This is a genomic window from Rhizobium sp. BK418, assembly GCF_004341105.1.
GTDB lineage: Bacteria > Pseudomonadota > Alphaproteobacteria > Rhizobiales > Rhizobiaceae > Rhizobium.
The window spans coordinates 450079-463354 of record NZ_SLZK01000001.1 but is presented as its reverse complement, the minus strand read 5'-3'; the positions used below and the strand labels follow the sequence as shown (position 1 = coordinate 463354).

The window sequence follows — 13276 nt, the reverse complement described above, 5'->3', positions numbered from 1 at the left end:
TGCCTATACCGCCGGCTTGCCGGATTTCATGCTGACATCGCCCTCATCCTCATCGTTCATGTTCCGACGAAGCCGGAAGATGATGAGGACGGGCGCTGCTATATAGATGGAGGAGAATGTTCCGAGCGCAACGCCGAAGAGCATGGTGAATGTGAACGAGCGGATGACAGCGCCGCCGAAGATATAGAGCGCAAGCAGCGCAAGCAGCGTCGTGGCGGCCGTCAGAATGGTGCGTGAGAGCGTCTGGTTAATCGCCGCATCGATCAGGATCGGCAACGGCATCTTCCTATAGCGCTTCAGGTTTTCGCGCATGCGATCATAGACGACGACGGTATCATTCAGCGAGTAGCCGACGACGGTCAGAAGGGCTGCGACACTCGTCAGATTGAATTCCATGCCTGTTATCACGAAGAGACCGAGCATGATGATGACATCGTGCAGCGTGGCGACAATCGCGCCGATCGCAAACTGCCATTCGAAGCGGATCCAGATATAGATCAGGATAGCAAACAGCGAGGCGAGGATACCAATCGTTGCCAGCATCGTCAGCTCGCCGGAAACAGCCGGCCCGACGACTTCGACGCGGCGGAAATCGTAATCCTCGGCGAGCTCGCCACGGATGAAGGTCGCGACCGATTGCTCGGCATTTTCTCCGCCTTCCTGCGAGCCGACACGGATCAGAGCACTGGTCGCATCGCCCGTGCGCTCGACGCGCACTTCGCCAAGGTTCAACTCGTTTAGGCGGGCACTCAGATCAGCAATGTCAGCGTTGCCCTGCTTCGCCTTGACCTCAATCAGCGAACCGCCGGTGAAGTCGATACCGAGTTGCAGTCCGACCGTCGCAAAGGCGAGCATAGCGGCGATGCAAAGCACAGCCGATGCTGTGAAGACATAGCGGCGAATGCCCATGAAACGAATATGGGCGTGTTCGAACAGGCTGGTGAGCGCGCTCTTCGGCAGGTGGCGCGGATGGCGCTGCGCCAGCCATGCGGCCACAAAGCCGCGCGTCAGCGTGAAGGCTGTCAGGATCGTCGTGAGAATGCCGACGGCCAGGGTCACGGCGAAACCACGGATAGATTCGCTGCCGACGAAAAACAAAATGACGGCGGCAATGAAGATCGTGACATTGGCATCGACGATGGTATGGAACGCGCGCGAGAAGCCTCTTTCAACGGCCTGGGCAAAGGTCGTATGCGGCGCCCTCTCCTCTTCGCGGATGCGTTCGTAGATCAGAACGTTGGAATCCACCGCCATGCCGACAATCAGCACAAGGCCGGCAATGCCCGGAAGAGTCAGTATTGCACCGGCAACACTCAGCACCGCGACGATCAACACCAGATTGAAGGCGAGCGACACGACAGCAATGATGCCGAGCATGCGGTAGAGCGCAATCATCAGCGCCGCGACCAGCACGACAGCGACAATGCCGGCAATCAGGCCGGAGACAACAGATTCCGAGCCGAAGACCGGGCTGACGGTACGCTCTTCCACTGAGGTCAATGTTGCCGGCAGCGCGCCGGCGCGAAGCATCACGGCCAGGTCCTGAACGCCCTCCTCGGAGAAATTGGCCGATATCTCACCGCCTCCGTCTGTAATCGGCGCCTCGATGACCGGATTTGCCATGACCTGATCATCGAAGACGATGGCGAGGTGTTTTCCGACATTGGCGGACGTTGCCTGCGCCAGACGCTTCGTCGCCTCGGCATTCAGACGATAGACGATTGCGCTGTCCTGGGTCTGCGGGTCGGTCTTCGTATCGACTTCGACAAAATCGGCGCCTGTCGCTATCACCGTGCGATCGACGAGATAGGGGACCGGCGGATCGTCCAGCGAATAGAGCACCTGCGATGTCGCAGGCCAGCGACCGGCAAGCGCCTGCTGGCCGCTCATGCTTTCATCGATCAGATGGAAGGAAAGTGAAGCCGGTTCATTCAGCAGGTTTTTCAGCCGTTCGGCATCGACCGAGCCCAACACCTGCACCGCAACACGATCGTTCCCATCAGGAAGAACGGTGAAATTCTCCTTGCCGAAACCGGCAATGCGGCGGCCGACAATATCGAGCGAGCGGGTCTGCGCTGCGGCGGTATCGGCATCGATCGCCTTATCAGAGATCTGCAGCGTCAACTGGCCGTCATTGCTCTGCTGCAGCAAGATATTTGCCGATGCCAGCGGTTTCAGGAGATCGGCTGCAGTCTGAAGCTGGGCCGTATCGGTGACCTTGACCGTTACTGTCTGCGCGGTTCCGGTGAGACCCGTATAGCGGATGTCGGCGCCACGGAGCTTGTCGCGAACGCTGGCAACCGTTGCCTCCAGTCGGTTCCTGATAATGTCCGAGCGTTCGAGGCGCAGTACGACACGAGAACCGCCCTGCAGATCGAGACCGAGAGTAACGCGGTCGTGCCGGAGCCAGGCCGGCAAAGAGGAAGGCTGCGCCGGGCTCAGAAGATTCGGCGCAGCAACGACGATAGCGGCAATCGCGATCAGCCAGATCAGAAGTGTTTTCAAGCGCGAAAAATGGTGCATTCTCTCGACTATCTTCCGATCCGGCGGGGATTGCTATCGCATATTACGCAGCGTCAGCCTTCACAGGCTCGCCCTTCACGCGGACTTCGGAAATGCCGGTACGAACGATGCGCACGCGCACGCCTTCAGCGATTTCGACTTCCACTTCCTTTTCGTCGACGACCTTCGTGACCTTGCCGACGAGGCCACCGCCGGTGACGATCTGGTCGCCGCGGCGGATCGCCTTCAAGGTTTCCTCACGCCTCTTGGCCTGCGCACGCTGCGGGCGGATGAGCAGGAAATACCAGACCACCATGAGCGGCACGAAAAGGATGATCATTTCAAAGCCTGAGCCGCCGAAAGCGCTCGTGGCGTCAGTTGCGCTCTGGGCAAATGCCGGGGTGATAAACATGCTAAGCTCCTCAGGCTGTGGGCGGCGGAACCCCGCCTCTCTTTTCAAGTCGCCGGAATATAGTTGCAGCCCTGATGAATGCAACAAAAACAGCCGGAAACCGTACCAATTCCGCTGCCTCATAACCTTTCCGCTGTGGAAAGGCCATGCTACCCGGCATCAAAAAAACGAAAGCGGATTATCGCTGCAATTTATGAAGGAGGCACCCGATGGCCGAGGAAATCAATAGTCTTCTGTTTGAGGAGCTGAGGAGGCTTGCGGATGCAGTCGAACGGCTGGCCGGACCCGCACCTGCGGCCAACGATTGGAACGCCGCTGACTGCTTCGTCTGGTCCCCTGCCCGCCAGCATCTGCAGCCCGTCAAGCGCCCCAATCGCGTGGCGCTGAAGCTCATTCGCGGCGTCGATCATGTGCGCGACATTCTGCATGAAAATACGGTGCGTTTTGCCGAGGGCTACGCGGCCAACAACGTCCTGCTCTGGGGCGCGCGCGGCATGGGCAAGTCCTCTCTCGTCAAGGCCGTGCACGAAGACGTACGCCGTGAGAGCGGCGTGTCGCTGAAGCTCGTCGAAGTGCATCGCGAGGATATTGCCAGCCTGCCGACGCTTCTCGACCTGCTCAAGGACACGCCCCACCGGGTCATCGTCTTCTGTGACGACCTCTCCTTCGACCACGATGATACTGCCTATAAATCACTCAAGGCGGCGCTCGACGGCGGTGTCGAAGGCCGTCCGGACAATGTGCTGTTCTATGCCACCTCCAACCGGCGCCACCTGCTGCCGCGTCACATGATGGAGAACGAGCAGTCGACGGCGATCAATCCGTCCGAAGCCGTCGAGGAAAAGGTCTCGCTCTCCGATCGCTTCGGGCTATGGCTCGGCTTCCACAAGTGCAGCCAAGAGGATTATCTGACGATGGTCGACGGTTATGCCGAGCATTTCAAGCTCGACCTCGAGCGCGAAAAGATGCATGCCGAGGCGCTGGAATGGGCGACGACCCGAGGCGCCCGCTCCGGCCGTGTCGCCTGGCAATATATCCAGGATCTGGCCGGTCGTCTGCGCATTCATCTCGATCGCGCCTGAACATCCCTCTGAGCGGCAAACCGTGCGCGATTTGCGTCGAAACGACAAAAGCCCGGCTGATGACCGGGCTTTTGCACTTTCCTGAGACGCTCTACCTGCTCAGGAAATGTCAGCTATTCAAGAAAAATCCCTACTCGAGGAATGTCATGGGGTTGACCGGAGACGCATCCTTGCGGACCTCGAAGTGGACCTGTGGCTGCTTGACGTTGCCGCTCATGCCCGACACGGCGACGGTCTGGCCGCGTTGGATCTTCTGGCCGCGGGCGACGCTCAGCGTGTCGGCATTGCCGTAGACGGTGACGGTGCCGTCGTCGTGGCGGACGAGAACCGTATTGCCGAGTTCCTTCAGGCCGTTGCCGGCATAGATGACGACGCCGTTTTCGGCGGCCTTGATCGGCGTGCCCTGCGGAACCGAGATGTCGATACCGTCGTTGCGGCTGCCGTTGACGTTGGCACCGTAGGCGGCGATCACCTGGCCGCGAACCGGCCAGCGATACTTGCCGATACCGGTGGCTTCCGGAGCGGCTGCGCTGACATCGGACTTCTTCTCGACGTCATCGACCGTCTGTGTGGCGGCGGGAGCCTTATAGGGCGCCGGCTGTACGGAAGCCGTCTGGACCGGAGCGGCAGCCGGTTGGTCAGGCTTCGCCTGCTCGACCTTCTGTGCCGGGATAGAGGCGGTCTTGATCGTGTCTGCAGACCCCTGGCCGTTCGGGATCTTCAGTTCCTGGCCGATGCGGATCGAGCTTGCCGACAGATTGTTGGCCGTCTTGATATCGTCGATGTTGGCGCCCGTCGCCTTGGCGATCTTGGCAAGCGAGTCACCCTGCTTGACGGTATAGGTGCCGACAGCGCCATTCGGGTTCTTGCCGCCTGCCGGAGGAGCTTTCCCTGTCGGGTCAGCACTTGCGACAGTCTTGTCGCGGGCAGAGTTGGCGCCGGGAATAACAGCAACCTTCTGCTCCTGGCCCTTCGTCGGCTGCGGCAAGTTGCCGGGCTTGGAAAGATCGGCGGACTGGGACGAGGCCTTGGCGGGATTGTTACCGCCATTGAAGGTCGGAATGAGGATCGCCTGGCCGGGCTGGGCGGCGGAAGCCGTCTTCAGATTGTTGACGCGCAGGATTTCTTTTTCCGGGACGCCATAACGGCGGGAGAGGACAGCGATGTTTTCACCCGGACGCAGCGTGACCGAGGGTGCATTGGTTGCCGACCAGCCGGAAACCTTCGGCGTCGTGCCTGTTGTCAATGTATCGGGAGTAATTCTCGGCGCATTCGCGCCTGCCGGAGCAATACGGTCGGGCTTCGGCGCGGCGGGGAAGGGCTGGGCGAGAGCGACCTCCCGTTCCCGCTGCCGCGGAGAAACAGGTCCAGCGCTCGGCGGCGCAAGTTCGGTGCGCTGAACGGAAATCGGCGCGGATGCCATGCGTGCACTGGAGCCTGGGGTAGCGATCGGATTGTAGCTCGGGCGCCCCTGATAAGGCTGATTTATCGCATTATTCTGAGCATAGGCGGGCTGCATGGCCGAGCCGCCAAGATCGGCGCGCGGCACAGGATCGCCCTGCGGCCCGTTGAAGCTCCTGTGCGGGATCGAATTCGTCGTGATCTGATCCTGCCCGGAGGAGGAAAACAGACTGCCGAAACGTGTGACATCGGAGCTGCAGCCCGTTGCTGCACTCGCCAGCAAGGCGACGACCAGAAAATTACCGGCCGACTTCCCGAACTTCGGCGAAAGACTGAAACGCATGACTCGACCCACTTAGAACGCAACCATTTGTGAATCTATTAAAGCGCGTTAGTGTTACCATGCGGTTAAGGCGCTGGAATCAGTGCTATATTTTTGAGAACTTGATAACCATAAGTTTGCGGGCGAAAACTTATAACCTGCCGGGCTTTGCGGACGGCAGGTCTAAGGCATGTCGCGATCCTTCGGATTCGCTTGCGCTTTCTTTGTTTGACCGCAAAATCGCTGCACCTTTGGGCGGCGTGCTTAAAGCTGCGACGCGAGGCGGGGAACGATCGGCAGATAGGGAGCATCGAAGAGCTCTTCCCGCTCAAAGCGGCTGCCGGTCTTCGTCAGTCGCACCATGCGGCATTCATTCTCGGAGATCATCAGCGGCGCAATCATGGAGCCGCCGGATACAAGCTGATCGGCATAAAAGCGCGGCATGGAATTGAAGGCAGCCGTGACCAGGATGCGGTCGAAAGTGCCCTCGCCTTGCATACCGTTGCTGCCGTCGGCCTGACGGATGATGACGCTACGCAGGCTGAGGGCTTCCATGCGACGCTGAGCCGAGAGCGTCAGTGTCTTGTAGCGATCGACCGTCAGCACGCGTTCCGCAATACGACCGATGATAGCCGCGGTGAAGCCGCTCCCAGTGCCGATTTCGAGGACGCGCTGGCCGGGGCGAACCTTCAGATGGTGCAGAAGACGGACAGCGAAATCGACACCTTCGAGAAAGGAACCGCACTCGATGGGAATCGTGCGGCTGGAATAGGCGTTTTCGACGAATTGCGGCGGCACGAAGAGCGAGCGCGGCGTCTGCTCGACAGCCGTCAGCAAATCAATGTCGGAAATACCTTCCGCGCGCAATCTCAAGACGAGCGCTGCGAAGCCTTCCTTCTCGGCCAGTTTTGCCGTCAACCCTTTCCTCCGTGTCCGAGGGCCCGCGCCACGCGGTCCATCACGGAATAATCGGTCAGATCCAGTTTCAAAGGTGTTACCGAAATCTTCTTATGCTTGAGAGCGTGAATATCGCTTCCTTCGGTAAAGGCACCGGCGCGTTCACCGAATTTCAGCCAGTAATAGGGAAATCCGCGGCCATCGGTGCGTGCATCAACCTGCAGGTTGAAGGCAAGCTTGCCCTGCGCGGTCACTTCAACGCCCTCGACTTCGTCAGGACGACAGTTCGGGAAGTTGAGGTTCAGGAAGGTGCCCTCCGGCTGATCGACCGTCAGCAGCTTTTCGAGCAGCGCCGGGGCATGCGCCTCGCACACATCCCAGGGCAGGATGCGGGTGCCGTTATCATAGATGTAGGCCTGGCTCAGCGCAAAGGAGCGCACGCCCTGCATCGTGCCCTCGATGGCACCGGCAATCGTGCCGGAATAGGTCACATCGTCGGCGACATTGGAGCCGGAATTGACCCCCGACAATACGAGATCCGGCTTGATATCGAGCACCTGCTTGATGCCCATGATGACGCAATCGGTCGGTGTGCCGCGCAACGCATAATGCTTGTCCGAAATCTTTCGGAGCCTGAGCGGCTCCGAAAGGCTGAGCGAATGAGCAAGGCCGCTCTGGTCGGTTTCGGGAGCGACGATCCATACATCGTCCGACAGCGCCCCTGCGATCCGTTCCAGCACACCCAAGCCTTCGGCATGGATACCATCGTCATTCGTCAGCAGGATGCGCATTGCTTCAGGCCGCCCGTTCGATCTTCGTCAGGCCGCCCATGTAGGGCAGCAAAACGTCCGGAATCGTGACCGAGCCATCCTCGTTCAGATAATTTTCGAGAACTGCGATCAGGCAGCGGCCGACCGCCGTGCCGGAGCCGTTCAGCGTATGAACGAACTTCGTCGCCTTGTCGTCCTTGCCACGATAGCGGGCATTCATGCGCCGTGCCTGGAAATCGCCGCAGACAGAGCAAGACGAGATCTCCCGGAAGGTGTTCTGTCCGGGCAGCCAGACTTCGAGGTCGTAGGTCTTACGCGAGCCGAAGCCCATATCGCCGGTGCAGAGCGTCATGGTGCGGAAATGCAGGCCGAGGCGCTTCAGCACTTCTTCAGCGCAGGCAGTCATGCGCTCGTGCTCGGCAATCGAGCTCTCGGCATCGGTGATCGAAACGAGTTCGCACTTCCAGAATTGGTGCTGGCGCAGCATACCGCGGGTATCGCGGCCGGCCGAACCCGCCTCCGAACGGAAGGAGGGAGTGAGCGCGGTAAACCGCAATGGCAGTTTTTCCTGGTCGAGGATTTCCTCGCGCACCAGGTTGGTGAGCGTCACTTCCGCCGTCGGGATCAGCCAGCGGCCATCGGTGGTGCGGAATAGGTCTTCTGCGAATTTCGGCAGCTGAGCCGTGCCATAGACGGCTTCGTCACGGACCATCAGCGGCGAGGATACTTCGGTATAGCCGTGTTCGGTCGTGTGCAAATCGATCATGAACTGACCGAGCGCACGTTCAAGCTTGGCTAATTGGCTGGTCAGGACCGTGAAGCGCGAACCGGAAAGCTTGGCGGCACGTTCGAAATCCATATAGCCAAGGGCTTCGCCGATCTCGAAATGCTCCTTCGGCGTATGGTTCCAGCGCGGCTTTTCGCCGACGATGCGGGTGACGACATTGTCGTGCTCATCCTTGCCAACAGGCACGTCGTCAAGCGGGATATTCGGAATGCGCGAGAGCTGGTCATTGAGTTCGGCCGAAAGCGCACGCTCTTCCTCTTCGGCAGCCGGCAGCGTTTCCTTGATCTCGGCGACCTCGGCCTTCAGCTTGTCGGCAAGCTCGGTATTCTTCTGCGCCATGGCAGCACCGATCTCCTTGGAGGCGGCGTTGCGGCGGGAAAGCAGGTCCTGGGCCTTCTGCACGGCGGAGCGGCGCTTCTCGTCAAGGGCGATGAGAGATTGCGACAGAGGTTGCGCGCCGCGCTTGGCAAGAGCGGCATCGAGAGCCTCGGGATTCTCACGGATCCATTTGATATCGAGCATCGTCGTTCCAGATCGTTTCAACAGACATGAACCGGTCGGAGAAAACCCCGACCGGATGGGAAACGGCAGAACTCAAGAAAGGATCGCGAACCGCTCAGACGCTGTCCGTCTTGGCGACATCAGAGGATTCGCTGGCCTCTTCAAGCGCCTGCTGTGAACGCTGACGCTCCACGAGTCGTGCCGCGTAGATGGAAATCTCGTAGAGAAGGATCGTCGGCAGCGCAAGACCGATCTGGGACATCGGGTCGGGCGGCGTCAGGACAGCCGCCACCACGAAAGCGAGCACGATCGCGAATTTGCGCTTTTCGGCGAGCCACTGCGACGTCAGAAGGCCGACACGAGCCAGAAGCGTGGTGATGACCGGCAACTGGAAGACGAGGCCGAAGGAGAAGACCAGCGTCATGATGAGGCTCAGGTATTCCGAAACCTTCGGCAGAAGCGAGATCGCCACTTCATCGTGGCCCGGCGCCTGCTGCATCGACAGGAAGAACCACATGACCATCGGTGTGAAGAAGAAATAAACCAGCGCGCCACCCATGAGGAACAGGATCGGCGAAGCGATCAGGAACGGCAGGAAGGCCTGACGTTCGTTCTTGTAGAGGCCGGGAGCCACAAATTTGTAGATCTGCGCGGCGATGATCGGGAAAGCGATCACGAGGCCGCCGAACATGGCGACCTTGACCTGCGTGAAGAAGAACTCCTGCGGCGCGGTATAGATAAGCTGCGCCTTCTCGACATCGAGATGAGCCCAGCTGACGGCTAGCTTGTAGGGATAGACGAGGTAGTTGAAGATGTGCTTGGCGAAAATGAAGCACACGATGAAGGCGATGAAGAATGCAGCAATCGACCAGATGAGCCGCGTGCGCAGCTCCATCAGGTGTTCGATCAACGGCTGCGGCTTGTCTTCGATATCACCGCTCATGCCTCATCCTTCTTCTTTTTGGCGGCCGGCTTTTTGACTTCCGTCGGCTTCTTGGTTGCCGCGACACGCTTCGGCTTCTCGACGGGTGCTGCGGCCGACGCAGCCGCATCGGCCTTGTCTGCCGCCTTCACGCGCGGCTTGCGTACCGCCTTCGGCTTTTCAACCACGGCGACCGGTGCCGCGGCCGCAGCAGCGACCGGCTGCGGTGCTGGGACGACCGGCGGCGTTTCGGGCAGGCTCAGGGACGGCGCCGGCGCAGAGACGTCTGAGAGTGGCATTTCCGTCTTGTTCTCAGCACCCTGCTCTGCCGGCGTGTCGACCCTCGTCGCGTTCTGCAGGTCGGCCTTGATCTCGTTGCCCATCTGGCGCAGCGGGTTCATCGCCTCGCGCAGGCTATTGACCGGATTGAGTTTCTGGGCGTCGCTAATCGTGCGGCGCACATCGTCAAGCTCGGCTTCGCGCAGCGCTTCGTCGAACTGGGCACGAAATTCACCCGCGACCTTGCGGGCACGGGCCGTCATCTTGCCAAAAGCGCGCAGCATCGGCGGCAGATCCTTCGGACCGACGACCACGATCAGTACGACCGCGATAACCAAGAGTTCGGTCCAGCCAATATCGAACATGCAAGGCTCCTGAACGGGCGGCGCGGGGGCTGCGCCCTTTCCCGTACGTGGTTATTTCGTTTCGTCGGCCTTGTGATCGACGGTCTTTGCGGTTTCCGGCGCGTCTTCGTCGTTCATGCCCTTCTTGAAGCTCTTGATGCCCTTGGCAACGTCGCCCATCAATTCCGGAATCTTGCCGCGACCAAACAACAACAGCACGATGACCAGAACGATCAACCAGTGCCACATGCTAAAAGAACCCATTACGCATACTCCCTGTTGCGGTGTTCCCTCGATGTAAGAATTTCCGATCCGGTTTCCAACATCAATCCTTCTGGATTGAGCTTAATGTCACGGTATCGGCCTTTGTGACAAGCCATTCGTCTATCGAAAAGTCGTGATCGACATTGTTTTGCGCGGGCGTGGCAAAAGCAAGACCAACCTTCGCTATTCCTCTGAGGCGCCGCCGGGCGCAAGCAGCCCGAGTTCCTCGAGATCCATCTGTGTGATCGGATCCTCGTCCTCAGTCAGTTCATCGTTCATGAGCGGCGAAGGAATGTTGAAATTGGCGGGGATGCGGCCGGACAGCAGGCCGGCGCCTTTCAGCTCTTCCAGGCCCGGCAAGTCGCGCAATTCCTCCAGGCCGAAATGGTCGAGAAAATCTCGCGTGGTGCCAAGCGTGACCGGACGGCCGGGCGTGCGGCGGCGGCCACGAAAACGCACCCAGCCCGCCTCCATCAGCACATCAAGCGTACCGCGGGAGGTCTGAACGCCTCTGATATCCTCGATCTCGGCGCGCGTCACCGGCTGGTGATAGGCGATTATGGCAAGCACTTCCAGCGCAGCACGCGAGAGCTTCTTCACCTCGTTCTCGTCACGACGAATGACGAAGGAGAGATCGGCGGCGGTACGGAAAGCCCATGCATTGTCAACCTGTACGAGATTGACGCCACGGGGAGCATACTGCTCCTTCAGGCGCAGCATGATCTCATGCGCGTTGAATCCTTTTGGCAAGCGCTCGGTGATGAAACCTTCGGATACCGGCTGGGCGGAAGCGAAAACCAGCGCCTCGGCTATGCGTTCAGCCTCTATTTCTGCCTGCAGATCGCGGGCAGAGCCCTCGCCTTCCATCTCATCATCTTCCGCGTCGATCAATCCGACTGCTCCTGTTCAACCACCCGCAGGGTGGCATGTTTCGCCCCTCGGCGCATATAGATCGGCTCGAAGGCGCCGTCCTGACGTATTTCGAGCTTGCCTTCGCGCACGAGTTCCAGTGAGGCGGCGAAGGCGCTGGCGACGGCGGTGACGCGCTCGGCGGGACTTGCGAGATAGCGCAGCAGATATTGTTCAAGCGCCGTCCAGTCGACGATATCGCCTATCATCTGGGTCAGCAGTTCGCGAGCATCGGTGAGCGACCAGACATTGCGCCGCTCGATCGTTACCTGGGTGATCGCATGGCGCTGACGCAAGGCCGCATAGGCGCTCAACAGATCGTAGAGATTGGCGTCATAGGCGGATTGCTGGCGGTCCGGAATATGCTCGGGTGCGCCACGGGCGAAGATATCGCGGCCGAGCCGGTTGCGATTGACGAGACCGTCGGCCACCTGACGCATCGCCTCCAGCCGCTTCAGACGGAAGGCAAGCGTTGCGGCCATTTCCTCGCCCGAGGGGCCGTCATCCTTGACCTGCTGCGGGATCAGCAGCCGCGATTTCAGGTAGGCAAGCCAAGCTGCCATGACGAGATAGTCGGCGGCAAGCTCGATGCGGATACGCCTCGCGCTTTCGATGAACTGCAGATATTGTTCGGCAAGGGCCAGAACCGAAATGCGCGATAGATCGACCTTCTGGTTGCGGGCCAGATAAAGCAGCAGGTCGAGCGGACCTTCGAACCCAGCGACGTCGATCACCAGCGCCGGCTCATGGCTGGCGCGCTCTGAACCGTTCTCCTGCCACAGTTTGTCCATCGGCGTTGACGCCGCCTGAGACCGCTCCGTGCCCTTGATCGTGTTCACCTTACCCTGCCTCTCCGGCCTCTGCTCAAGCTGACGCAAACATGGCGTCGAATTCTGCCCTTATCGTCGCCTCGTCGGTTGCATCCGGTGTGGGGAACCCTTCCTCGACCGCCTGCGCACGCTCGCGGGCAAGACCTGCCAGCTGCGGCACATTTGCCACGACCTGACGCATCTCGTCCATATCACCATTGCAGTGCAGCACGATATCGCACCCGCCCGCAATGATATTCGCCGCACGTTCGCCGATCGTGCCCGAAAGCGCATTCATCGAAGTATCGTCAGAGAGCAACAATCCCTTGAAGCCGATTTCGCCGCGGATTACCTGATCAATCACCTTGCGAGAGGTTGTTGCCGGGTTGTCCGGGTCGATCGCCGTGAAGACGACATGGCAGGTCATTGCCATCAACTCATCTTTCATCGCGATGAAGGGCGGGAAGTCATGGGCTTCCAGTTCTTCACGAGAGACCGTGACGACGGGCAGTTCAAGATGCGAATCCGCAAAGCCGCGTCCGTGGCCCGGCATGTGCTTCATGACCGGCAGCAGGCCGCCGGCTTTCAGCCCTTCGGCGGCCGACCTGCCCATCTCCGTAACGGTCGCCGGATCGCCGCCGTAGGCCCTGTTACCGATGACATTGCTGCTGCCCTCAACCGGCACATCGAGCACCGGCAGACAATCGATATTGATGCCGAACCTCTGGAGATCGAAGGCATGCAGGCGCGACATCAGCCATGCGGCGCGCAAGCCAAGAGCCCGGTCGCGGCGATAGAGATCGCCAAGCGCCTGCCCAGGCGGATAGTGCTGCAGGATCGGCGGACGGATGCGTTGGACGCGCCCCCCCTCCTGATCGATCAGCACGGGAGCGTGCCAGCCGACGCAGTCGCGCAATTCGGCAACGAGATCGCTGATCTGTCGTGCTTCGGAAATGTTTCGTCCGAAGAGGATGAAGCCCCACGGCCGCTCGGCCCGGTAAAAGGCCTTTTCTTCTTCGGTCAGCTTGAGGCCGCTGCAGCCAAGGATCATTGCTTTTGATTCGGTCATACCCGA

At 60.0% G+C, this 13276-nt stretch carries 13 protein-coding genes; 1 reads left to right on the top strand and 12 read right to left on the bottom strand.

The genetic code is table 11. The features are described from left to right. Positions 1–3: 3 nt before the first annotated feature. Positions 4–2523: a protein translocase subunit SecDF gene (gene secDF, locus EV281_RS02310; RefSeq protein WP_132651322.1), complete on the bottom strand. Its 2520-nt coding sequence runs from the start codon at positions 2521–2523 to the stop codon at positions 4–6. Between the two features lie 43 nt (positions 2524–2566). Continuing rightward, positions 2567–2914: a preprotein translocase subunit YajC gene (gene yajC, locus EV281_RS02305; RefSeq protein ID WP_132651321.1), complete on the bottom strand. Its 348-nt coding sequence runs from the start codon at positions 2912–2914 to the stop codon at positions 2567–2569. A 209-nt stretch (positions 2915–3123) separates the two neighbouring features. Between yajC and EV281_RS02300 the strand changes: the two genes are divergently transcribed. Next, positions 3124–3996, top strand: a complete 873-nt coding sequence (locus tag EV281_RS02300) for an ATP-binding protein (protein WP_132651320.1) — start codon at positions 3124–3126, stop codon at positions 3994–3996. A gap of 130 nt (positions 3997–4126) precedes the next feature. On the opposite strand, the gene EV281_RS02295 is transcribed toward EV281_RS02300, so the two are convergent. The 10 genes from EV281_RS02295 to nagZ form a co-directional block, all read right to left on the bottom strand. Beyond that, positions 4127–5740: a peptidoglycan DD-metalloendopeptidase family protein gene (locus EV281_RS02295; protein ID WP_132651319.1), complete on the bottom strand. Its 1614-nt coding sequence runs from the start codon at positions 5738–5740 to the stop codon at positions 4127–4129. Positions 5741–5983: 243 nt separating this feature from the next. Beyond that, the gene (locus EV281_RS02290) at positions 5984–6637 is read right to left on the bottom strand and encodes a protein-L-isoaspartate(D-aspartate) O-methyltransferase (RefSeq protein WP_132651318.1); all 654 of its coding nucleotides are present in this window, start codon (positions 6635–6637) and stop codon (positions 5984–5986) included. Continuing rightward, positions 6634–7407, bottom strand: coding sequence for a 5'/3'-nucleotidase SurE (gene surE / locus EV281_RS02285; RefSeq protein ID WP_132651317.1), 774 nt, complete (start codon positions 7405–7407; stop codon positions 6634–6636). Before surE ends, EV281_RS02290 begins: the two co-directional genes overlap by 4 nt. 4 nt (positions 7408–7411) lie before the next feature. Beyond that, positions 7412–8695: a serine--tRNA ligase gene (serS, locus tag EV281_RS02280; RefSeq protein WP_132651316.1), complete on the bottom strand. Its 1284-nt coding sequence runs from the start codon at positions 8693–8695 to the stop codon at positions 7412–7414. Between the two features lie 94 nt (positions 8696–8789). After that, positions 8790–9617, bottom strand: a complete 828-nt coding sequence (tatC, locus tag EV281_RS02275) for a twin-arginine translocase subunit TatC (protein ID WP_132651315.1) — start codon at positions 9615–9617, stop codon at positions 8790–8792. Next, positions 9614–10240 carry a Sec-independent protein translocase protein TatB gene (gene tatB, locus EV281_RS02270; RefSeq protein WP_132651314.1) on the bottom strand — a complete coding sequence of 209 codons (627 nt, stop codon included), beginning with the start codon at positions 10238–10240 and terminating at the stop codon, positions 9614–9616. The genes tatC and tatB overlap by 4 nt, the downstream gene beginning before the upstream one ends. 51 nt (positions 10241–10291) lie before the next feature. Continuing rightward, positions 10292–10483 carry a twin-arginine translocase TatA/TatE family subunit gene (locus tag EV281_RS02265; RefSeq protein WP_132651313.1) on the bottom strand — a complete coding sequence of 64 codons (192 nt, stop codon included), beginning with the start codon at positions 10481–10483 and terminating at the stop codon, positions 10292–10294. Positions 10484–10666: 183 nt separating this feature from the next. Continuing rightward, positions 10667–11350 (bottom strand): SMC-Scp complex subunit ScpB, encoded by a 684-nt coding sequence (scpB, locus tag EV281_RS02260; protein WP_132651981.1) that lies wholly within the window; start codon positions 11348–11350, stop codon positions 10667–10669. A gap of 20 nt (positions 11351–11370) precedes the next feature. Then, entirely contained in the window at positions 11371–12231 is an 861-nt protein-coding gene (locus tag EV281_RS02255; RefSeq protein ID WP_132651312.1) for a ScpA family protein, read from the bottom strand. Between the two features lie 25 nt (positions 12232–12256). Then, entirely contained in the window at positions 12257–13270 is a 1014-nt protein-coding gene (nagZ, locus tag EV281_RS02250) for a beta-N-acetylhexosaminidase (RefSeq protein WP_132651311.1), read from the bottom strand. Positions 13271–13276 lie beyond the last annotated feature (6 nt).